The sequence below is a fragment of the Chryseobacterium sp. MYb328 genome (assembly GCF_037572595.1).
GTDB lineage: Bacteria > Bacteroidota > Bacteroidia > Flavobacteriales > Weeksellaceae > Chryseobacterium > Chryseobacterium pennae.
On sequence record NZ_JBBGZQ010000016.1, the window covers coordinates 53,062 to 78,432 of the forward strand.

Here is a 25,371-nt window from a genome sequence, read left to right on the forward strand (position 1 = left end):
TTGCATATTTTTAAGAGAAATCAATATTCATATTTAAAATTCTTTTGATTGATAATGATAAGTCCATGTTTTTTTTGATGCTTTGATGGTAATTATTTATTATATTTAATTTTCTATTACCAAAAAAATATTAAACTATGGATCTATTTGTGTTAGTGCCAATTTTTGGTGTCGTAGCTTTGGTGTATACATTTCTTCAGAGCAACTGGGTAAGTAAACAGAATGCCGGAAATGAAAAAATGAAAACAATCAGCGGACATATTGCTGATGGTGCCATGGCTTTCTTAAAAGCTGAATATAAAGTCTTAGCCTATTTTGTCGTCATTGTCGCCATTCTTTTGGCAGTAATGGGATCAAGCAATGCCAATTCTCACTGGAGTATAGGGCTTGCCTTTGTGATGGGAGCTATTTTTTCTGCAGCAGCTGGTTTTATAGGGATGAAAATCGCGACTAAAGCCAATGTAAGAACTGCAGAAGCAGCAAGAACTTCGCTATCAAAGGCTCTTAAAGTTTCTTTTACAGGAGGTTCCGTTATGGGAATGGGAGTTGCAGGACTTGCGGTGTTAGGGTTAGGAGCTTTGTTTTTAATTATTAAACAGATCTTTGCACCGGAAGCCACAGTAGACTCTCACGAAATGGAAACAACCATAGAGATTCTTACAGGATTTTCCCTTGGAGCTGAATCCATTGCTCTTTTTGCAAGAGTAGGTGGTGGTATTTATACAAAAGCAGCAGACGTTGGAGCTGACCTGGTAGGAAAAGTAGAAGCAGGAATTCCGGAGGATGATCCAAGAAACCCTGCTACTATTGCAGACAACGTAGGAGATAATGTAGGGGATGTTGCAGGAATGGGAGCCGATCTTTTCGGATCTTATGTAGCTACCGTGCTGGCAACAATGGTATTGGGAAGGGAAACAATTTCTGATGATTCATTCGGAGGTTTTGCTCCAATTCTTCTGCCTATGCTTATTGCAGGAACAGGAATTATCTTTTCAATGATAGGAACTTTATTTGTGAAGATCAATGATAATGAAGGGTCATCTACTTCCAGTGTACAGAATGCATTGAATTTAGGAAACTGGGGTAGTATTGTCATTACAGCTATATCCTCTTATTTTCTGGTTACTTATATTCTCCCTGAAAAAATGATTCTAAGAGGTCATGAATTTACTAAAATGGGTGTGTTTGGGGCCATAATGGTTGGTCTGGTTGTTGGAACCCTCATGAGTATTATCACCGAATATTATACCGCTATGGGAAAAAGACCGGTTTCCAGTATTGTGAGACAGTCTTCAACCGGACATGCTACCAATATTATCGGTGGACTTTCCGTGGGAATGGAATCAACATTACTTCCGATTATTGTACTGGCAGGTGGAATCTACGGATCTTATTTATGTGCCGGGCTTTACGGAGTTGCTATTGCAGCAGCAGGAATGATGGCAACAACAGCCATGCAGCTGGCAATTGATGCCTTTGGACCTATTGCAGATAATGCAGGAGGTATTGCCGAAATGAGTGAACTCCCAAAAGAAGTCCGTGAAAGAACAGATATCCTGGATGCTGTAGGAAATACAACAGCTGCTACGGGAAAAGGGTTTGCGATTGCTTCTGCAGCATTAACAGCTCTGGCCTTATTTGCAGCCTTTGTTGGAATTGCAGGTATTGACGGTATTGATATCTACAGAGCAGATGTTTTGGCAGGGCTGTTCGTTGGTGGAATGATTCCGTTTATATTCTCTTCATTAGCCATTACTGCAGTGGGACAGGCGGCTATGGCCATGGTGGAAGAAGTAAGAAGACAGTTCCGTGAAATCCCTGGAATTTTAGAAGGAAAAGCCCAGCCTGAATACGAAAAATGTGTTGCCATTTCTACCGATGCATCCATCCGGAAGATGATGCTACCGGGAGCTATTGCCATTATTTCACCATTATTGATCGGATTTATCTTTGGACCTGAAGTGCTTGGTGGATTTCTTGCCGGAGCTACCGTGTGTGGTGTATTGATGGGAATGTTCCAGAATAATGCGGGTGGCGCTTGGGATAATGCGAAAAAATCATTTGAAAAAGGTGTTGATATCAATGGTCAGACCTATTACAAAGGTTCTGAGCCTCATAAAGCTTCAGTAACAGGAGATACGGTGGGAGATCCGTTTAAAGATACTTCAGGACCGTCAATGAATATTCTGATTAAGCTGATGTCAATTGTTTCCTTGGTTATTGCACCTACTTTAGCCGTTTTACATAAAGATAAAATTGAAGCGAACAGAAAAGCTAAAATAGAAAGTTTAACAGGAGTTTCAGCAGCAGCTGGAACAGCTTCAGATCTTAAAGTTCCCGCAGCTCCCGGTGAGGTGAAAGGGCATTTAAATGAAAACGGAGACTTTGTATATGAAACCGGAAATCTGCAAAAAGTAAAACTGAAAGGTGGGAAAATAATAGAACTGGGAGAAACCAGCCAGCTGTATCAACTTTACAATGCTGTTAATCAGAAAGACAAAACTGTTCTGGATCCTAATAAATGGTATACGATTGAAAACCTCTATTTTGAAACAGGATCAAGTGACCTGAAAGCAGGGTACGAGCTACAGCTGAATAATCTGACAGAAATTCTGAACGCTTATCCTGATCTGAAAATAAAATTAGGAGGATATACTGATAATAGTGGTAATGAAGAAAGTAACCAAAAATTATCTAATCTGAGAGCACAAACAGCTAAACTTAAGCTATTGGAATTGGGAGTATCTGCAGATAGAATAGAAGCTGAAGGGTATGGATCCCTACATCCGGTTTGTGAAGCTAATGATACTGACGAATGTAAGGCTAAAAATAGAAGAATTGATGTAAGGGTTCTGGCTCTTTAATGTCAATATAGATAATAGTAAAGCATCGCATGAGCGATGCTTTTTTTATGCTTTTTGGACAAAGATTTAGGTCATTACAACCTGAATTTTAACATGATCATTTTATTTGCCACGGATTCACTAATTTTTTATTTGGTATTCTTGGCAAAAATATATTGTGTCCTTTACTGAGAACCTTTTTATCCCTAGGATATGTCCAGCCCAAAAAAGTTAGTTTATTATTATAGATTTTTTTTAAGATGTTCCAGTGCCTGGATGATCACTTCATCCTTTTTAGCAAAGCTGAACCGGATGTAATCTGAATTCTGTCTGGAGTTATAGAAGGCAGAAAGTGGGAGGCAGGCTACTTTTTTATCAATGGTCAGCCATTTTGAAAACTCCACATCAGTCATTGTTTTGGAAACATTTCTGAAGTTGACTACCTGAAAAACACTTCCTTCAGCTTGTTTTTCAATTTGTAAGGGGGTTTCTTTAAGCATTTCATCAAAGATATCCCGTTTTTTCTGCATCATTGCTTTATTTTCCGAAGGATCAAATACTTCAAGATACTTTGCCAGTGCATACTGAGCGGGAGCATTAGCACTATAGGAAATATATTGCTGGTGGATTCTGAATAAAGCAGTTAATTTTTCAGAGGCAAGCATATAACTGGCTTTCCATCCTGAGGTGTGAAACATTTTACCAAAAGAAAAAATGCAAAATGTTCTTTCTTTGAGCTCAGGATGAATAAATGAACTGTAATGCTCAGCATCATCATAACAATACGTGTCATATATTTCTTCTGAAATCAGATAGGCATCCCGGTCTTTTATCAGTTCATATAACCGATTCCAGTCCTCCTGCTTCCATATTTTACCGGTTGGATTCTGTGGAGAATTGACGATAATTGCTTTCGTTTTTTCAGAAATGCAGGTCTTCAAGAGGTCCCAGTTTATGGTAAAGTCAGGCTCCAGGTCATAATAAACAGGAATGCCACCGTTCATCACAACGGCCGGTGCATAAGTGTAATAGGAAGGTTGGATGATGATAACTTCATCATGTTGATTTAAAATAGATTTGAGTGCGGTATATAAAGCAAAGGTTGCGCAGGGTACAATAGTAATTTCATTTGATTGTAAGGGAATACTGTTTTTCCGTTTTGTATTAAAACCGATAATATTTGTAATCAGCAAAGGATTTCCTGCAAGAGGCTCGTAGTTATGAGTGTCCAGATCTGCAGATTCTTTTAAAAAGGATTTTAAGCGTTCATCAATATCAAAATCAGGCAGGCCTAAAGAAAGATCAAAGCTCTCATGTTTTAAAGCCAGTTCAGACATTTCTGTAAAAAAGGAATAATGAGTAAATCCGAAAATTTCTTTCATTTATTTTGTTTTTGTTCAAATGTAATAAAAAATTGATATCGTATTGGATGTATATTTTAAAATATGTTAATGTTTGTTTTGGTTTTTTAAATATTTCCTATTGGCAGGGAAGCATTTAATAATAGACGGGAATTTTATTAACGATACCTGAAAAACCGGTATTCTTTATCGTGATATTGCATTATATGTTTCAGATTCAATAAAAAATGTTATTTTTAAGAAATTTATGTCTGTATGAAAAAACTACTTATTCCGTTATTTGCCCTTACTCTGATGATGAGTTGCGGAACAGCGAAGGTTGCTGATGGTGCATCCTCAAATCCGGTTTCTAAAAATCATAATAAAGCGTTTACGAATGCCTATAGTATGATCAAAGCTGAGAATTTAAAGAAAAACTTATACGTTATTGCTGCTGACGATATGGAAGGCCGTGATACAGGAAGTAAAGGACAGAAAAAAGCGGGGGAGTATATTGTTAACTACTATAAAAGCCTAGGCGTTTCTCATCCTAAAGTCTTAGGTTCTTATTATCAGAAAGTTCCTTCAGAGTTTATGAAGAAAAGAGGCGGAGGTAACCTTCCGGATTCTGAAAATATCCTGGCCTTTATCGAAGGAAGCGAAAAGCCTGAAGAAATTGTAGTGGTTTCTGCACATTATGACCATGTAGGAACAAAAAATGGCGTAGTATATAATGGTGCTGATGATGACGGAAGCGGAACCGTTGCCGTTATGGAAATGGCTAAAGCTTTCCAGGAAGCTAAAAAAGCGGGTAATGGACCTAAAAGATCTGTTTTATTTCTTCATGTAACAGGAGAAGAACATGGATTATTCGGTTCGGAATATTATACAGACAATCCTGTCTTCCCATTGGCTAATACGGTTGTGGATCTTAATATTGATATGATCGGGCGTGATGATCCGGATAACAGAGGAAAACAGTATGTCTATGTAATAGGCTCTGATATGCTAAGTTCCCAGCTTAAAGTAATTAACGAAGCTGCTAATAAAAGAACCAATAATCTTGAGCTGAACTATAAATATGACGATCTTAATGATCCTCAACAGTTATACTACCGTTCAGATCATTATAATTTCGCTAAAAACAATGTTCCTGTAGCGTTTTTCTTTGACGGAATTCATGAAGACTATCACAAACCAACAGATGACCCAGACAAGATCGACTATAATCTGTTGGAAAAAAGAACTCAGCTTGTATTTACCACTGCATGGGATATTGCCAACAGAGCAGAAAGGATTGTGGTAGATAAAAAATAAAGATAACCAGTGTAAGCTGGAAGATAATGATATATGCAGAGGTGCAGGATTTCATGGATTCAGATTTTTAAGACTAGTTATTTTCTTGGAAATCAAATGGATTAACATGTTTTTTGCACCTTTGTTTTATGCTGAACTCAATTTAATTTATTATGAATATGATCATCCGTGAAGCCAGACCAGAAGATATTTCGCAAATTCAGATCGTTAGAAACTCTGTGAAAGAAAATACCTTATCAGATCCAGGTTTGGTTACAGACAGAGATTGTGAACTGTTTATGTTTGAAAGAGGAAAAGGCTGGGTGAGTGAAGTAAACGACAAAATTGTAGGATTTTCTATTGTTGATCTGAAAGAACATAATATCTGGGCATTATTTGTACATCCTGATTTTGAAAACAAAGGCATTGGAAGAAAACTTCACAATACAATGCTTGATTGGTATTTTGAACATACAAAAGAGAACATTTGGCTTGGAACTTCACCGCAGACAAGAGCAGAAACTTTCTACCGAAAATCAGGCTGGGAAGAAATCGGAATACACGGGGAAAAAGAAATCAAGTTTGAAATGACCCTCAAGAGTTGGAAAAATAAATAGTATGAGACAATTGAAATCCATCAGACCTTTTATCGGAGCGAAGAACTTCGGGGTCAGCAGAAATTTTTACAGAGATCTGGGATTTGAAGAAGTAATCCTTGAGCCTAAGCTGTCATTGTTTATAAGAGAAGAAACAGGGTTTTATCTTCAGGACTATTATGCAAAAGACTGGATTGATAATACGATGATTTTTATGGAAGTTGCTGATACAGAAGAATTCTGGAAAGAACTTCTTGCCTTAGGGCTTCAGGATAAATATGAAAATGTAAGAATTATTCCTGTAAAAACTATGGATTGGGGAAAAGAATGCTTTGTACATGATCCCTCAGGGATATTATGGCATTTTGGTGAATTTTTTTAATCCTGAGAATTCTGCATTCATTACTTGTACATACTTTTTGTTTGCCATCAATAGTTAATGTATCTTGTCAGCACAATTAGAACAAAATGATTTACGCATTTGATACCTATTATTATGAAGACTATGCCAATACTGTATGTATTGCATTTGAAGGCTGGAAATCCGATCGTGAAGTGGAAATCTTTACAGAGCAGACGCCTATTACTTCAGAATATGAAAGCGGAGCCTTTTACAAGAGGGAATTGCCTTGTATTCTGAGTTTATTAAGTAAAATAGTTTTAAAAGAAGAAGATATCATTATTGTGGACGGATATGTCACTCTTGATGATAAAGGTAAAATTGGTTTAGGAGGGCATCTCTATGAAGTTCTGCAGGGTAAGGTTCCTATAGTGGGAGTTGCCAAGAATGAGTTTACCACTCCAGATTCTCAAAGAAGAAGTGTATTTCGTGGAGATAGTAAAACACCACTTTTTGTAACTGCCAAAGGAGTTGATGTGGATCAGATTACACTTGATGTAGAGCAGATGCATGGCGCTTTCAGAATTCCTACCTTACTGAAAAAACTTGATCAGCTCAGCAGAGAATAGTTCAATACTTTGTCTTATCTATTTTTGGATAAGATTTTTTTACCTTATCAATATACCGATTGGTATATTTTATTATATTTGTAATTAAATCCGTTTGAATATAAGAGCGGAATTTTTTTAAATATAAATATACCGATTGGTATTTATTTTAATAAACAAAACTATGAAAGAAGTATTTATCATTGCAGCAAAAAGAACTCCTATCGGAGGTTTTATGGGAAGTTTATCTGGTTTTACTGCCCCTCAGTTGGGAGCGATAGTTATACAGAAAACCTATGAAAGTGTATTGATTTCTCCAGAAAATATAGACAGTGTATACATGGGAAACGTATTGAGTGCAGGGGTGGGGCAGTCACCAGCGAGGCAGGCCGCCATTTTTTCAAAAATTCCGGTAGATAAAGATGCTACCACTGTAAATAAAGTATGTGCTTCCGGAATGAAGGCCACGATGATCGGAGCACAACAAATCCAGCTCGGAATGGAAAATCTTGTGATAACGGGAGGAATGGAAAGTATGAGCAATGTGCCTCATTACCATTATCTCCGTCATGGGAAGAAACTAGGAGATGCCACCCTTACAGATGGGCTGATTAAAGACGGGTTATGGGATGTATATCATGATTTTCATATGGGAAGTGCTGCGGAATTGGGAGTGAAAAAATATGGATTAACAAGACAACAGCTGGATGATTATGCATTACTGTCTTATAAAAGAGCTCAGGAAGCAGCGTCGGCTAACAAGTTCAATTCGGAACTGATCAGGATATCTGCTGAAAATAAGAAAGGGACCATAATTATAGATCGGGATGAAGATATTGATAAACTTATTCCTGAAAAAATTTCTCTCTTGAAGCCTGCGTTTGAAAATGACGGTATGCTCACAGCAGCCAATTCAAGCAATCTGAATGATGGTGCCGCTGCCATTTTGTTGGGCTCTTCGGAAGCTGTACAGCAGTATCATCTCAAACCACTGGCAAAGATTATAGCCTATGCAGATGCTGCCCAATCTCCTGAATGGTTTACAACATCTCCCTCTGTTGCTATTCATAAGATTTTGAAAAATACCGGGCTTAGCTTAGCTGATATTGATTATTTTGAAATCAATGAAGCGTATTCCTCAGTGATTTTATCCAATCAGCAGATTCTGGAATATGATCTGGGCCGGGTAAATGTATATGGTGGAGCAGTGGCACTAGGACATCCGATTGGGGCATCAGGAGCGAGAATAATGGCAACATTAGTGAATGTACTGCGCCAGGAAGGCGGAAAATATGGAATTGCAGCGATTTGTAATGGCGGTGGCGGCGCATCTGCGGTTCTTATTGAGAATTTGAATTAAAAAACATAATTTTATAGGATAAAAGACCGCTAAAAGAATTTATTCCAATAAAGAAATATGAAGTTATGGAACAGGAATCTGAAGGATTATTAGGCAATATAGATCATTATTGGAAAATAATTCCAACCCATCATTCTGCATCTTATTCTGTAGACAAAGAAATGACAGATATAAAATCAGTTAAAGTTTTAACAGTAGGCAAGCACCATCAAAACTGGAAGCTCATCTTTGATTGTCCCAATCTTGAAGAAATAACCCTGGATCAACCTACTCCTGATCAGGCTCAAGCTATCAGTGAGATAAAGAGTCTTAAAAGGTTAAGAATAAAATCATTCCGTACTAAAGACATTGGCTTTATCAGTACTTTGGGAAACTTAGAAGAAGTGTCTTTGGAATATGTCTCAGGCTTTTCAGACCTTTCTCCACTGCAAAAACTTTCGGAGCTGAAAGCACTTCATCTTGAAAATCTGAGAAAGGTCTCCGGTTTTGATGGGTTAAGAGGAATTAAGAACCTGAAATACCTTCATATTGATGGTACTTTAGACTGGAAGCAGCCTATAGAAAGCTTCTCCTTTTTAGAAGATCTTCCCAAACTTGAAATTCTCAGTGTTATGTATGTTACTCTTAAGGCTTCTTTTCCAGCCTTTACATCTCTTTTAAGACTGGAAAAGCTTTTAGAGATAAGAATACCAAGAGAAACCTTAGATAGCAGAGAATACGCTTTTTTAGAAGTTGCAAAACCAGAAATTATAAAAGGCTTTGTAAATGAAACTTCATGGCCTTTGTTTGCCAATAAGGATTATACAGATCAGGGATATGTAAGTTTACTTGGTAAAGGTGAGGGGAAAATTAAGCGTAATCATCCTGATTTTAATAGGAAATTAAAAGCTTATTCTGAAAAATATGAGGAATTTAAGCAGAAGGCCAGAGAAATTATTTCATCTCGATAATGAATTAAGATATTGATAATTATATAATTAATTTAAATTTTATTGTTTGTTTTAAAATAATTCAAAGCTAAATATCAGTAAACTGATAAATATCATCATGTTCTTATTTTTATTGATTCTAAATAAATATAAATTTGTCTCATCAAAAATTAAGAACTCTATGAAAAAAATAACTACTCTTTCTGCTGTCATTTTATGTGGGCTGATGGATGCCCAGTATTGCACTCCAACATTTCAATATGATGCAGGCAGTAATATGATCAGCAATGTTACTTTTGGTAACATCAACAATAATTCAACCACCAATTCATCCACTGTACAGGAATATGAAGATTTTACTTCACTCGTAACTGATCTGGTGGCAGGAAATACCTATCCGATATCAGTAAAAGGTCCTTCCAGTACATTTCCTAGTGATGTAATGGTTTATATCGACTTTAATGGGAATGGAAACTTTGATGATGCCGGTGAAGGCTTTTATATAGGAAGGCTGGAAGCCGCTAATCCGGCAAATGCTTTCACAATTGATAACACGATTACGGTTCCGGCCAACGCATCTGGTGGAAGTAAAAGAATGAGAGTCCTTAAAAATACAAATGTATTGGCCTATTCAGATCCCAATGCTGAAAACTCTATTCATTCTGCCTGTGATTCAGGATTAAGAGCTGGTCAGACCGAAGATTATACAGTGAATATTTCCGGAAATAATACTTCTTTTCCATTTCCTTATTGCGGGGCTGAGGGGATAACAAGTCTTACCGTAAGTGAAATAAGCAAGGTGGAATTCGCAGGAATAACAAATGAAAGCCAGATTGACGGAAATTCAAGTGTTATTGAAGACTTTACGGGAACTATTTTTAATGCCAGCCGTGGAAATGCGTATCCGATAACCGTAACAGGTGGAACTCATGGTCAGACAACGGTTTCTGCTTATGCTTATATTGATTTTAATCATAATAATCAGTTTGATGCTGATGAAAAATTTAATCTGGGATATTTGGATGCTTCAAATCCGGTTTCAGGTCATGAATCAGGAATTACATCCGAAACAATCACTATTCCAGCTAATGCATTATTGGGAAATACACGTTTCAGACTGGTAAAAGCATATGAATCCAACTCATGGATGGGAACACTGGAAAATCTGCCGTGTCCTTCAGGATGGGTTATCGGTCAGGTGGAAGATTATACCATCAATATTAAGCCGGAAAGTCTTTCCACTGCTGAAGTTGCTAAAGACAAATCCATTGAAATAAAAATATATCCGAATCCTACCCATGAAAATATAACCATCAGAGTAAAAGAAGGACTGGAGAAGTATGAGATTTATACTGTTGCAGGCCAGAAAATTTCAGAAGGAAATTCTGATACGGTAAATATGAACGGCTTTATTCCGGGAACTTACCTGATTAAAATTCAGACAAAAAATAAAAAAATAATCACCGAAAAGGTTATAAAAAAGTAAAACACATATCTAATCATATCCATATCAATTTTTGTTTTTTACCGGCAGATTCTATCTGTCGGTTTTGTTTTTTTATTGTATGTGTTTGAAAATTAAATGGATGTGTGTTGTGTCTGCGGGGATTTTACCGATTTTAAATTAATCAGGCACAAACAACAGGATATTCCTCCCGGAAATGAATTGGGAATGTTACTTGTATAATAGCTCTAGCTAGGTCCTAAAGATTCTTCAACCAGTAATCCCAATCCTTTATTTCTGATCCAGAATATCCAGCAGGTCCTGTTTTGATAGCCCCTGAAATTTAGTTCCATCAGTCTTAAGAAGATTTTCAGCCAATAGCTTCTTCTTTTTCTGAAGGGCGAGGATTTTCTCTTCCACTGTATTGGAGCAGATCATACGGACAGCAATGACGTTTTTAGTCTGTCCTATACGGTAACTTCGGTCTATAGCCTGATTCTCAGTAGCAGGATTCCACCATGGATCAATCAGGTAAATATAGTCAGCCTGGGTAAGATTAAGTCCGACACCCCCGGCTTTTAGACTTATCAAAAATACACGCACATCTTCATTTTCCTGAAAATTAGTCACTTTTTTACCTCTGTCTTTGGTTTGTCCGGTAAGATATTCAAAAGGAATTCCATGCCGTTCCAGTTCAGGCTTTAATAAATCAAGCATTCCTACGAATTGAGAGAATACAAGAATCTTGTGGTCTCTTGATTTTCCAAGGATCTGTTCCATCAGAATTTCAATTTTTACGGCATGCTCTCCGGAATACCCTTCTTTAATCAGTACAGGAGAGTTACAGATTTGTCTGAGCCTTGTAAGGCCTGTAAGAACGTGTATACTGTTTTTGTTGAGATCATCGTCATCATTAGCAGCAATGAATTCACGGAGTTCTTTTTCATATGCATCATAAATTCTGCGCTGTTCAGCATTCATTTCGCAATAAATAACTGTTTCCGTTTTCTCCGGAAGTTCTTTGGCCACCTGTTTTTTTGTTCTGCGGAGAATAAATGGTTTTATTTTGTTCTGAAGCTCCAGGGCCCGTTTGCTGTATTCAAATTTATCAATAGGAATAGCATAGATATCTTTAAAGTAATGTTTGCTTCCCAATAATCCGGGGCAGGCAAAGGAAAGCTGGCTGTAAAGGTCAAAGGTGCTGTTTTCAACCGGAGTTCCGGTGAGTACAATTCTGTTTCTGGATTGGAGCAACCGGGCTGCTTTATATCTCTCGGAATTAGGGTTTTTAATGGTTTGTGACTCATCAAGGAAAACATAATTGAAACTGAATGTTTTCAGGAAACGGATATCAGAAAGCAACATTCCGTAGCTGGTAAGTACAACTTCATAATCTGAAAAATGATTGATTGATTTTTGCCTGTCGGGACCATAATGTAACAATACTTTGATGGAAGGAGCAAACCTGCTGATCTCTTCCTGCCAGTTGAAAAGCAGGGAAGTAGGAACCACAACGAGATTGGTGGTTTTTCCTCTTTTTTCTCTCTGAGAGAGAATAAAAGCAATGATCTGAAGGGTTTTTCCGAGTCCCATATCATCGGCGAGACATCCTCCGAAATTAAAACTATCAAGGAAATTGAGCCAATTGAGTCCATCATGCTGATAATCTCTTAGCTCAGCTCTTAATTCAGTGGGGATACTGACCTGGGGAATATTCTTAACCGTTGAAAACTGGGTGGAATAGGTGGAAATCTCATCCTGTACTTCAGTACTCAGTATTTCTTTTTCAAAAAGAGAAGAGACTTCGGTAAAATTGATTTTGGGGATTTTTAGGAGTTCTTCATCTATTTCTCCAGCCTGGAAGTAAGCTGCAATTTTATCCATCCATTCTTCAGGAAGAATACCAAGGCTGCCATCATCCAGTTGAACAAATTTACTTTTATTGCGGATTGTTCGGTGTAGTTGTTTCAAGGTGGCTTCTTTCTGTCCAAAGCCTACTTTTAGCTTAGCATTAAACCAATCCAGTCCGCTGGTGATCTGAATATTGATCTTTGCACGATGAGGATTCAGTTTGTTATTTCTTAATTCATTAAAGCCTAAAATAATGACACCTTCATTTCTCCATGTTTCAAATGCATTCAGAAACCAATTGTCATCAAGGAATTTATCCCGGTGCAGATAGAAATACTGATAGCCATCCATTTGCTCTTCAAAGTCAGGATGCTGCTGCATCACCAAAGAAGTGAAACATGCTTCTGCGGCATCGTTTCTTTCTATTTTGAACAGATTTCCGTTTTGATCAGTATCAAAAATCTGTTTTCTGGAATACACAGGAACCTCCACCTCTCCATACTTCATCACTGGGGTAATCCCAATATAATTTTCCTGCTGGCGAAGGTAAATAATTTTTTCTGTTCCGAAATTCTTTTCTTTAAGCTGTACTTTCGTTGCGGTCTGTATGTAGCTGTAATTTATATGGATACGTTCTTCAAGCGTAGATAGGATTCCCTGCATAAACCCTTCATATTTTGAAGAATGAATGAGCAAAATCTCATTATTTGCTTTGAAAAATCTGATAACCCTGAGCATATCAGCGTTATCTACTAAGTTGAATGTCTGGTTGTTATAGATGAAATACTCATTCCTGATCATTACATTTTTAAATGGGACCGAAGAATCATTAAAGAGTAATTCTCCGGTAATTTCATAAAATGGATCTTTCTTAAATACAGAGAGTTGGATCTCAGCATCTAAAGTATTAAGTTTAATAGAGGTCAGGGATTTTGCGGAGATTGTTTCTGCGATTTCACGATCGTGAAAATATATATCCAGATCAAGAGGATTCTTTACAATAAGTTTTAAAGCCTCCAGTTCAGCGGAATTATAGTCTTCATTGTAATTGTTCTGAAATGAAGAAATAGCGGTATAGAACTTTATATCCTGAGGTTTCTCGGCTTTCCATATTAATTGCATAGCATCTACCGGAGTTACAGGATTTTTAATTTTGCCGGTTTGTGTGATTTCTGCTTCCATAAGGGAAAATACAAGATGATTGTAGTAACGGTGTTTACCGATAACCAATATCTGCTTTTTACCTGTTTCTGAAATAGCCAGCTCATCTAATTTAGATGGAAGTTGAGGCAGAAGGTCTCTTTGGAACATCAGCTCATCCATGGGAAGCATTTCCCTGATCTTTGGAGAAATTTCAAGTTTACCATCTGAGATCTGCAGTTCAAAATATTGATCAAGGTCAGGTTCATTTTCTAAACCATACCCTTTAGCTCTGGGGAGTAATGTATTTTTACGGAGTATATCATCAAAGAAAATCCTGTACTTTTTCTCTTCCAGAATGCAGTGGATAATTTCTGCCTGATGTGAACACAGCTGAGCCTTAGAGTTATCACAGGTGCAGCTGCAAAGTAGTGAATTGCCAATTCTGCTTATGGAAACCACTGGGAAATCCTGTAGCGAAGAATTTTTTGTGAAAATTCCGGTGTTATTTTCAATGGTAACAGGATAAATTTCATGAAAACCTGTGATCCCGACAAATGCACTTTCTGTGGTATGTTTTAATAAGTCATATACGGAAAGTGTACTGAGATTGATGTTTTCAAGAATATATTCTGCCATAAAAATTAATGGGAACAAACTTACAAAAAAACAAGAAAACGAAAGGAAGTTTAAAAATTCATTTTGGCTACAGTTTAATCCGTTTTGGCAACTCTTATATTTTCTTTGATTCTGAACTTTGTCCTGTAATTTTAAACAAGAAAAAATGAAAACAATTTTTATAACAGGAGCTTCTACAGGATTAGGTAAAGCGACTGCACAGTTATTTCAACAAAGAGGATGGAGAGTGATTGCTACAATGAGAAACCCTGAAGCGGCTTCAGATCTTGCTTCTCTTAATAATGTGACGATACTTCCGTTAGATATCACCCATCCGGAACAGATAAGAATGACGGTGAAACAAGCCCTGGAATCAGGAGAGGTAGATGTTGTTTTTAATAATGCAGGTTATGGTCTTATGGGACCTTTGGAAGCTCTGGCTGATGAACAGATTGTAAGACAGTTGAATACGAATTTACTGGGTACTATCCGTGTTACTCAGGAATTCATTCCCTATTTCAGAGAGAAAAAGAATGGAATGTTCATTTCTACCACTTCTATTGGAGGATTGATTACTTTCCCTTTGAATTCAATTTATCATGCTACAAAATGGGCATTGGAGGGCTGGAGCGAAAGTATGGCTTTTGAACTGAATACATTTGGAATAGACATTAAAACGGTTTCTCCAGGTGGAATTAAAACTGATTTTGTAAGCCGTTCCCTAGACTCTGCATCAAGTCCTGCTTATGAAGAAATCATAGATTCCCTATATTCCAAAATGGAAGGGATGATGGAGGCTGCCTCTACACCGGAACAAATTGCTGAAGTGGTCTACGAGGCTGCAACAGATGGTAAAAAGCAGTTGAGATATGTTGCAGGTGACGATGCAAACGCATTATATGCACAACGTCTGGAGCTGGGTGCTGAAGCATTCAGAGATCAATTGGGAAAACAGTTTTTATAATCTGTTACACAACAGTATTATGGTAGGATTGCTGTTTTTCAGTCTAAATAATTTGTAAATTTATATCATGGAAAAAAGAGAGCATATTCCACAGAAAATATCATCCATTTCGGAACTGCACAGCCTTTTACAGCTTCCTAAGCCGTTGCATCCGCTGGTAAGTCTTGTAGATAATACTAAGATGACCATTAATAAGGAGCTGCTGAGCAGAAGTTTTGTTCTTAATTTTTATAAAGTATCTTATAAATATTCGAAAGTAGGAAAAATGGGGTATGGGCAGGGATATTATGACTTCAATGAAGGTGGAATGATGTTTACAGCTCCAGGACAGATCCTTTCTACGGATGAAAATACAGAATATTGTGGATATACGTTATTGGTACATCCTGATTTTCTGCGAAACTATCCTTTGGCCAGAAATATTAAGAGTTTCGGATTCTTTTCATATGATACTCATGAAGCGCTGCACCTCTCTGATCAGGAAAAGAATATCATAACGGGATTGCTGGATAGCATTAAAAATGAACTGAATACAGCTATTGATGAAGTAAGCCAGGACGTTATAGTTTCTTATATTGAAGTACTTCTGAATTACAGTAATCGTTTTTATAAAAGACAGTTTATTACTCGGAAGGCTGTAAATAATGATCTATTGACTAAAATGGATGCTATACTGGAAATGTACTTTAATCAAGAAAAGACATTGACCAAAGGGCTTCCTACTGTAGAATTTTTAGCTTCTGAACTTCATCTCTCACCACATTACCTCAGCGATATGTTAAGAAACCTTACAGGGCAGAATGCTCAGCAGCATATTCATGAAAAACTGATTGAGAAAGCCAAGGAATACCTTACTTCAACAAGTTTTTCAGTATCAGAAGTAGCTTATGCCTTAGGATTTGAGCATCCACAGTCTTTTAATAAATTATTTAAAAAGAAAACGGATCAGACTCCTTTAAGTTACAGACAGCTATTTAATTAAGTATAACATTCCCAGCCAGAGCGGCTGGGGATTTTTTGTTGTGTGCAGTTGGTAGGATACAAAATGTTTTATGTAGATATATGATTTACAAAAAATAAATTTTATTTATCTTTATAGTGGGAAATATGTGTGTGTAACTAACCATAAATCAATATAATATGAAAAAGTTAAACTTTGTTTTATTCCTTTTCATAGGAATAATGTCCTACGCCCAGCCATCAGTAACAAGAGCTGGAGTTGACCGAATTAACAGCACAGTTAATCTCAAATCAGAAGATGTAAGCAGTACTTCTATTACAGCAGGCTCGTCAGGAGCTAATATTACCTGGGATTTTTCAATGTATACGGGAACTAATCCTGTTGTATATACTGTAAGAGCATGTCCTGGCCAATCGAACTGTTTCAGATTTCCCGGTGCTAACAGGATTGCAACAATGACTACTGTTGATACGCATGACTTTAGTTCTATGACAGATACTGAGGCAACAACGTTGGGTTCTTATTCCGGACCTGCATTAGGAGATGTTACAGTCACTTATATTAATCCTCTGACTGAGTATAAATTTCCGATTACTTATCTGCAACAGTTTGATGATACCTATGAATTTAACAGTGTTTCCGCAGCAATTGGAAATACCAATGAAACGGGACAGGTGAGTGTGAGTGTAGACGGCTATGGTACAGTAATTACCCCGAAAGGAACCTGTGCTAATGTGCTGAGAATAAAAAGAATGAGAACGGGAACGCAGACTTTTGCCGGTTCACCTACACCCATTACCGCTACTTATACCAACGAATCCTATCAATGGGTGAGCCAGACAGACGGTATGGTGTTTAGTTTTGCCATCAATACTTTTGTTCTGAATGGAAATACAAATATTTCAAAGTCGGTGTCTTATCTTGATCCTACGGTATTGTCAACTGCTGAGCTGGACAGAAGAGCAGAAGAGTTTGCCATCTATCCGAATCCAAGTTCTGATTTTATTACTATAGCTTCTAAAGAAGATATTAGAAAGGTAACGATAACTTCTTTGGATGGTAAGAGAGTTTTAGCTGTGGAAAATTCTGAAAATATTGATGTTTCAAAGCTTTCCAAAGGGGTTTATATTCTTCAGGGAGAATTGAAGAATGGAAATGTGGTTTCAAAGAAAATAATCAAAAAGTAAATTAATCATTTAAATAAAATCAGACGTAAAGTCAGATACTTTTACGTCTGATTTTTATATACTGCTGTTTATCAGAATATTGACTTTAGAGCTTTACGGAAGTTTCTTTTTCTCTGATTTGAGCTTCAATTTTCTGTTTTGCGGCCTTCCATTCGTTGTCCAAAATACTGTAATAGGCTGCATTTCGGGTACTGCCGTCATTTTGAATTTTATCTTTCCGTAAAATACCTTCAAATACCCCTCCGATTTTTTCGATTGCTTTTCTTGATCTGAAATTATTATCTTTAGTTTTCAACTGTACCCGATTGGTCTTTAATATTTCAAAACAGTAGGTAAGCAACAGCAATTTGCATTCTAAATTAACCGTTGTTCCCCAAAAATCTTTTGTGATCCAGGTCCAGCCGATTTCTAATTTTTTATCTGACGGATATATTTCAAAAAATCTTGTGGAGCCTATCAGTTGTTGGGTTTCCTTATGTCTTATGACGAAAGGGTATTGGTTTCCGTTTTCTCTTTCTGACAATGAGAATTCATAGTTTTGATAGAATATTGTTTTATCTGAAGCATTCGTGGGAATCAATGTCCAAGATCTTTATCTGCAGCAGCGGCATACAATTCTTCAAAATGTTCTTTTTCCAGAGGAATCAGTTCAATAGTTGTGCCTTCTAAAATGATTGGATGGGATATCCATTGCTCCTTCATAAAATATTTTTTTGGTAAGCTAATTTAATGAAAAGCCTATATTCGTTTGGTTTTTAAATTGAAATAAATAAAATCATCAGCTGATATTTTCAATGGAATCTATCAGCCATTGATCACCATTGCCTTTGGTAAGGGTATACTGATAAGTCATACCGCAGTTTTTCAGGTGAAATTTTACAGCGTATTGTTCAGGACTGATTTGTTGTACAGTGAATTGTATGGCTTCAATATTTTGTAAATCGGATTGATAATCATCCTGGGTTCTGAAAAAGTAGTCATAATCAAAACCGTGCGGAGGCCCATCATTAGTAGGGTTCTTCTTGAAATACTCTTCTCCTTGTACATAGTTTTGTTTGTAAACAGATAGGAATTTTTGAGAGAATAAACCACTGCTTTTCAGAAAGGTCAACTCTTTTTCTGCCTGATTAAAATCTACATAATAATTAACCTGAGTTTCATTTTCGCCCTGAGGTCCTCCTTTTATCGTATTGAAGCTATATAGGTTATCTTCATTATCTCTATACCATTTCAGAAATGATTTTACCTTCTCCATCTGAGAATCATCCTCAGGTTTGGAGATCACCACTTCTCTTTTTTGTTGTGTTATGGTGTCCTGTTCAACAGACGGTTTGGAAACATTCTCTTTTTTACAATGAATAAACAGCAGACATGCTGTAGATAATAACCATGTTTTCCCTGGCATAATTCGTTTTTAAGGGTGCTAAAGTACAAATAATAAGCGCGTCACTTTACTATTTTATTGAATGGCTTTCTTACTTTTATTTCTTTATCTTATAATTTTCTCTGTAGGTGTTGGCTGTAATTCCTGTACAGCGTCTAAAATACCGGCAGAATAGGGAAGAATCTACAAATTGTAACTGGTTGCTGATTTCTTTAATGGACAGAGGGGTTGTTTTGAGTAATTCCTGAGCTTGTTTTATCACTCTGTAGCTTATCCATTGTTTGATAGGCTTTCCGGTTTCTTTTTTTATTAAGCTGCTTAAATACTGAGGAGAAAGATGCAGCTGATCAGAATAAAATAATACACTTCTTTCCAGATATCCATGTTTATCCAGCAATTCAAAAAAGTGTTCTATAATGTCCTGACTTCGGGTCTGCAAAAGGCTGTTATTTTTTATCACAGGTAAATAGAGCTTTGAAACGAGCTCGAGAAGGGCATAGAGCAGATATTGTACAGATTCTACGGTACTTTCTTCTTTTGTTTTAGCATGATAGTCCTGAATGAGTTTTACAGTAGACCAGATTAGTTTTCCTGCAGGGTTTTCTATAGACATTACCGGATTGAATTTGATCTCATCACTAGCCAGAAGTACAGTCAGAAAACTATAACTGCTTATGAAATCCAAGGAAATAAAAAACACAGATAATTCAAGCTCATTACTCCCTGAACTGTTTTTAAGGTCTGTGTCAGGAAGTAACATGAGGATGGAATTGGCTTTTACATGAAAAGGAAGTGTATTGATCTGAAAATCCAGCGTCCCTTTTGATACAAAACAAAGCAGCAGTTTATTAAGATTTTCTGCTTTTCTGTGAAATTCAGAGAGGCTGTTTAGGGTATATTTTTGAATATATAATCCTTCAAAATTGGGCTTGATCTCTATCATAATATTGTTGGATGACTTCTCAGAATGGTTAGTAATTTCGTCAGTGCATTCCGGTGATCAAATGTAAGCAGTTAATTTTTCTTTTTAAAAGCGTTGTTTAAAATGGAATATAAAATATCAAAAATGGAATATATTTTATTGGATGAGTGTTCCTAACTTCGCAAACGGAAATTTTAATCAAACACTGTTATAATGCAAGACCGAGAATCTCTCAATGCGAAAATGCCTGCTGCCTGTTTTTTACTTTTCTTTGCCCACGGACTTGTTTTCTCGTCTTGGGCAAGCCGGATTCCTATTATTAAAGACGCTCTTTCCATCAATGAAGCAGAGCTGGGAACTCTTTTGCTTCTGATGCCGATAGGGCAGCTTTCCACCATGATGTTATCCGGAAAGCTGATCAGTCAATACGGAAGCAGTAAAATCATTAAAAGTCTTTTTTTACTGTATCCGGGTTTTCTTTTGCTGATCGGTCTTTCTCCTTCTTACTGGGTGTTGGCCACTGTTCTGTTTTTTTTCGGCGTTACCGGGAATCTGTGTAATATAGCAATCAATACACAGGCTATTGAAATAGAATCAATTACAAAGAGAACGTTATTGTCTTCTTATCATGGAGCATGGTGTTTTGCCGGATTGATAGGGGCAGTTGTAGGCCTGATTACCATTAATCTGCATATAGAAACTTTTCATCATTTTGTGCTGACTTTTATCCTCGTCTCTCTGATCTGGCTGTATAGCAGAAACAATCTCACCAATATTATCCATAAAGCGGAACCACAGACGAGATCTATTTTTAAATCTGTAAATCCTACATTGGTTGGGTTAGGAATCATTGGTTTTTTAAGTATGGCCATTGAAGGAGCTATGTTTGACTGGAGTGGTGTTTATTTTCAAACGATTGTAAAGGCACCGGAAAACCTTGTTATATTGGGATATACAAGTTTTATCTTAATGATGACTTTGGGGCGGTTTGTTGGAAACCGGATTATTGAAAAACTCGGAAAAAGAACTGTTCTGCAGTTTTGTGGGATTTTAATGAGCTGTGGTCTTTTCCTGAGTGTTTTCCTTCCGGAACTATGGATTTGTATCATTGCATTTATGATTATCGGGCTTGGAGCCTCTTTAAGTGTACCGTCGGTTTACAGTACCATTGGCCAGGTGAATACTGTGGCACCGAGTATTGCGCTGTCCTTTGTATCCAGTATTTCATTTTTAGGCTTTCTGATAGGGCCGCCATTGATCGGATATATTGCGGAAGGTTTTGATCTCAGGTATTCTTACGGGCTTTTTGCCTGTTTTGGAATCTTACTGAGCATTATGGCTGGTAAAATGGAGGTATTCAGGAAAAAGAATTAAACTGTATATTATAACAAACGGTCTGTGAAATACAGACCGTTTATTTTTTATATCCAATTTTCTACTAGATGAACCCACAGTGCTCTTTCTTCAGTTAAAAGGAAAACAGCCGAGGACTTTCTGGTGTTGGCTACTCCTTCTGTCATCTGAATTTCTGTATAAGTGGCCAGACCATGATGCTCAGAATGATTAATTTCTATATTTTCAATCCGCACACTGCGGTCCGGGAACTTTCCAAACACGGTAGGAAGCCACTCTGAAAACATGGATAAAGTAGCTGTATTTCCATCCCCATTAATCATTTTGAAGTCAGGAGAAAACCCGGAAAGTATTCTTTTAAGTAATGCATTCTGATCCTTTTCATTACCCTGGAACCATTTTTCAATATTTTCACAGAAGTCTTTTAATTCTTCGGTAATTTTTTCTTTGTTGTTCATAAGATTTAAATTTAAAGCTATTTTTTGTTGTTGATGAAAATCAAGAGTTAACATATTTACGTAATCTGATGTTGGTAAGTATTCCTATCATCTGTACAGCGCCGATCATAAAAATAGCTATTGCAAAAGCCTTTGGAAATCCCAGGAGGTCAATCAGATTAAAAAATATGGTTCCGATCGCAGCTCCTCCGACTACACTGCCTACCTGTATTCCAATGCTGATCAAACCTGAAGCCTGTCCTGCCTTTTCTTTGGTTGTGAAAGTAATAGCAGTCTGCATCATTACCGGCATGATCGTTCCATGACCTAGTCCTGCTATAAATAAGGTCATATAACTGATGAAAGAAGGCTGCTGCTGAAAATAAAAGTATACTGCAGTACAAGTAAATCCTCCTATTAGTAACCCGAGCCCGATGTATATCATTGTATACGTTGATTGTTTTATTTTGGATACTATTAATGGGGCCAGAAAAAAAGCAACTCCATAAGGAATAATGGCCAATCCTGTCTGCATGGAGCTTTGGTGTAGAAACTCCTGCAGATAATAAGGGTAACAAATGAACAGTCCTGAAGTGAAATTGTAAAAAAAGAGAATCAAAAGGCTCAAAGCGAAAGGTGTATGCTGTAATAATGTTGGGTCTATAAGCACAGGGCGATTGTTTTTCAATAGATACGTTTCATATCTAAAGAAAATGATTAATAATGATACCCCTGATATCATAACAGTAAATATCCACCATGGCCAATGATACTTCTGCCCGAAGATAAGAGGACAAATCAATAGGAGAAGAGCAAAAATAAGGAGTAATGAGCCTTTAAAATCAATTCCAGAATCGGATTCCTTTCGGCTGTTGTCCATAGTAAAATGAATTCCCACAATACAGATAATGGTAATAGGGACATTAACAAGAAATACCATTTCCCAGGAAAAGTTTCCCCAATGCATGCTGAGGAGCAATCCACCAAGCAACTGTCCAATTACAGAGGCCAAGCCAAATACAGAACTGAAGAGACTCACAGCTTTTGGTTGTTCCTGGCTGCTGAATAAAACTTTGATAGAAGCTAAAACCTGAGGAGCCAGCAACGAAGCTCCAATTCCCTGAAATAATCTTGCTGCAATAAGCCATGTTACTGTAGGAGAAAATGCACACGCCAGCGAAGAAAATAAAAAGGTATACAATCCCAATATAAAAATTTTTTTACGCCCATAGAGGTCACCAAGCCGTCCTCCGCATACTACTAAAGCTCCATAGGTGAGTCCGTATATGGCAATAACCATCTGTAACTGATGTTCACTTGCTTTGAAAGCTTCTTTTATAGAAGGTAATGCCATATTGACAATAAAATAATCCAAGGGTGAAAGAAAAGCTCCGGCGATCAGAAAATTGAGTGCCTGCCATCGCTTCGGATAAGTGTTCATATTTTTTTATGCAAAATTAACCTCCTTTTGTTCTGTGAAAATTGTACTTTTGGAGGAAAGTATAGTGCGAACTCATGAAAGGATTACATCTTGAAGATATTGAAGTGAAAGAAATAAAGCTTAAAGGAGAAATAACCTTTAAGACCATATCTTTTTTATCATTTGTATACATTGTACAGGGAGCCGGAAAACTCCTGTATGATGAACGTTATATTGATTTCACAGAAGGTAAACTTGTTATTATTCCTCAACAGGAATCCTATCGTTTTGAAAGCGAGAATGCTGATTTGATTACGATCGAATGCCCCATTGAATTTATTGATAAGATCCGCCTCGAAGCAGACCGTATTGAAAGCTGTGAAAACCTGTACAAGCTGCAATACATCAGTAATAACTATCATGCCCGTGCCGGATGTGTATTCCGTAATAAAAATGATGAAGATTTTGCTAAAGTGATTATTCAGCAGATTGCAAATGAATTTAGAAACAGGGTAGAGGATTACCTCATCATCCGTAACTGTATTTCGATCCTGCTTAATCTTATTGCCAGAAATATAATTCAGAGTGAAACTTCAGATCTGCAGAAGAACAAGAAGGCTTTTTCTATTATGAAAATCATTACTTATATCCAGCAGAATATCAAAGATAGAGATAAGACAGGAATTCAGACTATAGCAGAGCATTTTGGAATTTCGGGGAATTATTTCGGGGAATATTTTAAGCAACAGACCGGAGTTTCCTATCAGGACTATGTACTGGATTATCGGCTTAAGCTGGTTGAAACTTATCTGAAATACAGCAGTATAAGGCTCAGTGAGATTGCTTATGAACTTCAGTTTAGTGATGAAAGCCATCTCTCGAAACTTTTTAAAAAATACAGAGGGATTACTCCAGGGGAATTTAGGAAGAAAAATAAATAAAAAAGTAGCATCAGAACTGTTTTTATTTTTTTAAAACATTGATTTATTTAGGGTTATGAAAATTTTAATAAATTAATATAGCGAACTATATAGTTCGCTATGTATTTTATATATTTACACCAAAGATTTTTAAAATGGATTTTGACTTTATTAAAGAATTGGGATATAAGGCATTAGACAGCAGGTTGAAAAGGATCAGTGACCGGATGTCTCATGATGTCAGAAAATTCTATAAAGAGTTTGGAGTAGATGTAGAACCTAATTGGTACCTGGTGTTTATGTTACTGCAAAAAAAAGAAGAAGTTTCCATTACGGATATTGCAGAACCATTGGGATATTCTCATCCGTCTGTGGTCATCATTGTAAAGAAAATGGCTGAAAAAGGATATCTGATGATTAAAAAAGACAGTACAGATCAGCGTAAACAAATGGTTTCTTTATCCCCTAAGGCAATAGAAATACTTCCTCAATTGGAAAAGATCTGGGACAGCTGTGAAAAGGCCATTTTAAAATTACTTTCAGAAGATTTATCTATTCTTTCTTACCTCGATACCATAGATCAGGAATTGAAGAATGAATCTTTCCATCATCGGTTCAAACAGGAATACTTAAAAACAATACAATCATGAAAACATTTTTTCTCGCTACAGCATTACTTTTTTCCAATCTTATGGTTTGGGGCACAGAAACTAAGGTGATAGTAAGAGCAAAAGCAAAAGATGCTAAATTTATCGGAAGTTCATTGGGAGGTGCTCATATTATTGTCAGGAATAAGCTAAACCAAAAGATTTTAGCAGAAGGCAATACAGCAGGAAGTACCGGCAATACGGATCTGATTATGAAAACTCCTAAAGTGAGAGGAGCTTCAATTACTGATGATCAGACAGGTGGTTTTGTAGCAACAGTTGATATTGATGAGCCTACCTTTGTGACGGTTGAAGTTATTTCTCCACTGAACAGCAGACAGGCACAGGCTGTGGTAAGTACAGAATTATGGCTGATTCCCGGAAAGAATATTCTGGGCGAAGGAATCATTCTTGAGATTCCCGGATATATTATTGATATTTTAAAACCAAGAACTCACCAGTATATCGCATTGAATACAATTAAAGACAAACCGTTTTTGTTTCAGGCGAATATTGTTATGATGTGTGGATGCGTTATCGAAAAAGGCGGAGTTTGGAATTCTGATGAAATCGAAGTGAAAGGAATTCTTAAAAAAGATGGAAAACTGGTTAAAAACATTGATATGTCATGGGTTTCTACCAACTTATTTGAAGGCAATCATATCATCAGTACTCCAGGAAATTATGAACTTACTCTATATGCTTATCATGAGAAAACAGGCAATACAGGAGTAGACAAAGTAAATTATGTTGTTTTTGAATAACTTAAGAAATTAAAGGTTAAAATACATACAATGTTACACTAAATTAT

General features: G+C 36.8%; 23 protein-coding genes. 15 read left to right on the plus strand and 8 right to left on the minus strand.

What is annotated here, in order from left to right:
- The first annotated feature begins 137 nt into the window (after window positions 1-137).
- A complete protein-coding gene (locus WH267_RS15850; RefSeq protein WP_123319350.1) occupies window positions 138-2,864 on the plus strand; it encodes a sodium-translocating pyrophosphatase in 2,727 nt (908 codons plus the stop codon).
- A gap of 221 nt (window positions 2,865-3,085) precedes the next feature.
- On the opposite strand, the gene WH267_RS15855 is transcribed toward WH267_RS15850, so the two are convergent.
- Window positions 3,086-4,225: an aminotransferase class I/II-fold pyridoxal phosphate-dependent enzyme gene (locus WH267_RS15855; protein ID WP_340009602.1), complete on the minus strand. Its 1,140-nt coding sequence runs from the start codon at window positions 4,223-4,225 to the stop codon at window positions 3,086-3,088.
- Window positions 4,226-4,459: 234 nt separating this feature from the next.
- Between WH267_RS15855 and WH267_RS15860 the strand changes: the two genes are divergently transcribed.
- The 7 genes from WH267_RS15860 to WH267_RS15890 all read left to right on the plus strand — a co-directional run bounded on the left by WH267_RS15860 (window position 4,460) and on the right by WH267_RS15890 (window position 10,798).
- Entirely contained in the window at window positions 4,460-5,500 is a 1,041-nt protein-coding gene (locus WH267_RS15860) for a M28 family metallopeptidase (RefSeq protein WP_340009604.1), read from the plus strand.
- A 152-nt stretch (window positions 5,501-5,652) separates the two neighbouring features.
- Complete coding sequence (locus tag WH267_RS15865) at window positions 5,653-6,096, plus strand: GNAT family N-acetyltransferase (RefSeq protein ID WP_340009606.1); 444 nt, start codon at window positions 5,653-5,655, stop codon at window positions 6,094-6,096.
- Between the two features lies 1 nt (window position 6,097).
- A complete protein-coding gene (locus WH267_RS15870) occupies window positions 6,098-6,457 on the plus strand; it encodes a glyoxalase (protein WP_115968888.1) in 360 nt (119 codons plus the stop codon).
- Window positions 6,458-6,543: 86 nt separating this feature from the next.
- Complete coding sequence (locus WH267_RS15875; protein WP_340009610.1) at window positions 6,544-7,044, plus strand: endonuclease V; 501 nt, start codon at window positions 6,544-6,546, stop codon at window positions 7,042-7,044.
- A 163-nt stretch (window positions 7,045-7,207) separates the two neighbouring features.
- Window positions 7,208-8,383: an acetyl-CoA C-acyltransferase gene (locus WH267_RS15880; protein ID WP_340009612.1), complete on the plus strand. Its 1,176-nt coding sequence runs from the start codon at window positions 7,208-7,210 to the stop codon at window positions 8,381-8,383.
- Between the two features lie 65 nt (window positions 8,384-8,448).
- Window positions 8,449-9,333, plus strand: coding sequence for a leucine-rich repeat domain-containing protein (locus WH267_RS15885; RefSeq protein ID WP_340009614.1), 885 nt, complete (start codon window positions 8,449-8,451; stop codon window positions 9,331-9,333).
- A 160-nt stretch (window positions 9,334-9,493) separates the two neighbouring features.
- Entirely contained in the window at window positions 9,494-10,798 is a 1,305-nt protein-coding gene (locus tag WH267_RS15890; protein WP_340009616.1) for a T9SS type A sorting domain-containing protein, read from the plus strand.
- 249 nt (window positions 10,799-11,047) lie between these two features.
- Here the strand turns inward: WH267_RS15890 and WH267_RS15895 are convergent, their stop codons facing one another.
- Window positions 11,048-14,386 carry a DEAD/DEAH box helicase gene (locus WH267_RS15895; protein WP_340009617.1) on the minus strand — a complete coding sequence of 1,113 codons (3,339 nt, stop codon included), beginning with the start codon at window positions 14,384-14,386 and terminating at the stop codon, window positions 11,048-11,050.
- A gap of 145 nt (window positions 14,387-14,531) precedes the next feature.
- Between WH267_RS15895 and WH267_RS15900 the strand changes: the two genes are divergently transcribed.
- From WH267_RS15900 to WH267_RS15910, 3 genes are all read left to right on the plus strand, one after another.
- The gene (locus WH267_RS15900; RefSeq protein WP_340009618.1) at window positions 14,532-15,329 is read left to right on the plus strand and encodes an SDR family oxidoreductase; all 798 of its coding nucleotides are present in this window, start codon (window positions 14,532-14,534) and stop codon (window positions 15,327-15,329) included.
- A gap of 67 nt (window positions 15,330-15,396) precedes the next feature.
- Window positions 15,397-16,311: a helix-turn-helix domain-containing protein gene (locus WH267_RS15905; RefSeq protein WP_115968881.1), complete on the plus strand. Its 915-nt coding sequence runs from the start codon at window positions 15,397-15,399 to the stop codon at window positions 16,309-16,311.
- Window positions 16,312-16,469: 158 nt separating this feature from the next.
- Entirely contained in the window at window positions 16,470-17,477 is a 1,008-nt protein-coding gene (locus WH267_RS15910) for a T9SS type A sorting domain-containing protein (RefSeq protein ID WP_340009621.1), read from the plus strand.
- Between the two features lie 85 nt (window positions 17,478-17,562).
- Here the strand turns inward: WH267_RS15910 and WH267_RS15915 are convergent, their stop codons facing one another.
- From WH267_RS15915 to WH267_RS15930, 4 genes are all read right to left on the minus strand, one after another.
- Window positions 17,563-18,057 carry a GNAT family N-acetyltransferase gene (locus tag WH267_RS15915; protein WP_340009623.1) on the minus strand — a complete coding sequence of 165 codons (495 nt, stop codon included), beginning with the start codon at window positions 18,055-18,057 and terminating at the stop codon, window positions 17,563-17,565.
- Window positions 18,054-18,179, minus strand: a complete 126-nt coding sequence (locus tag WH267_RS15920; RefSeq protein WP_340009625.1) for a hypothetical protein — start codon at window positions 18,177-18,179, stop codon at window positions 18,054-18,056. The genes WH267_RS15915 and WH267_RS15920 overlap by 4 nt, the downstream gene beginning before the upstream one ends.
- Window positions 18,180-18,255: 76 nt before the next feature.
- Window positions 18,256-18,882 (minus strand): hypothetical protein, encoded by a 627-nt coding sequence (locus WH267_RS15925; RefSeq protein WP_340009626.1) that lies wholly within the window; start codon window positions 18,880-18,882, stop codon window positions 18,256-18,258.
- 76 nt (window positions 18,883-18,958) lie between these two features.
- Window positions 18,959-19,804, minus strand: a complete 846-nt coding sequence (locus WH267_RS15930) for a helix-turn-helix domain-containing protein (protein ID WP_340009628.1) — start codon at window positions 19,802-19,804, stop codon at window positions 18,959-18,961.
- Between the two features lie 192 nt (window positions 19,805-19,996).
- On the opposite strand from WH267_RS15930, the gene WH267_RS15935 reads away from it, so the two are divergent.
- Entirely contained in the window at window positions 19,997-21,157 is a 1,161-nt protein-coding gene (locus WH267_RS15935) for an MFS transporter (protein ID WP_340009630.1), read from the plus strand.
- A gap of 47 nt (window positions 21,158-21,204) precedes the next feature.
- Here WH267_RS15935 and WH267_RS15940 read toward each other — a convergent pair whose 3' ends face one another.
- Together WH267_RS15940 and WH267_RS15945 are read right to left on the minus strand one after the other, a co-directional pair.
- On the minus strand, window positions 21,205-21,594 hold the full coding sequence (locus WH267_RS15940; protein ID WP_340009632.1) for a hypothetical protein: 390 nt from the start codon (window positions 21,592-21,594) through the stop codon (window positions 21,205-21,207).
- Between the two features lie 40 nt (window positions 21,595-21,634).
- Window positions 21,635-23,014, minus strand: coding sequence for an MFS transporter (locus WH267_RS15945; RefSeq protein WP_340009634.1), 1,380 nt, complete (start codon window positions 23,012-23,014; stop codon window positions 21,635-21,637).
- Between the two features lie 74 nt (window positions 23,015-23,088).
- Between WH267_RS15945 and WH267_RS15950 the strand changes: the two genes are divergently transcribed.
- From WH267_RS15950 to WH267_RS15960, 3 genes are all read left to right on the plus strand, one after another.
- Window positions 23,089-23,934, plus strand: coding sequence for an AraC family transcriptional regulator (locus tag WH267_RS15950; RefSeq protein ID WP_340009636.1), 846 nt, complete (start codon window positions 23,089-23,091; stop codon window positions 23,932-23,934).
- Between the two features lie 134 nt (window positions 23,935-24,068).
- Complete coding sequence (locus tag WH267_RS15955; RefSeq protein WP_115968873.1) at window positions 24,069-24,563, plus strand: MarR family winged helix-turn-helix transcriptional regulator; 495 nt, start codon at window positions 24,069-24,071, stop codon at window positions 24,561-24,563.
- On the plus strand, window positions 24,560-25,324 hold the full coding sequence (locus WH267_RS15960) for a hypothetical protein (protein ID WP_340009639.1): 765 nt from the start codon (window positions 24,560-24,562) through the stop codon (window positions 25,322-25,324). The genes WH267_RS15955 and WH267_RS15960 overlap by 4 nt, the downstream gene beginning before the upstream one ends.
- The last annotated feature ends 47 nt before the right edge of the window (window positions 25,325-25,371 follow it).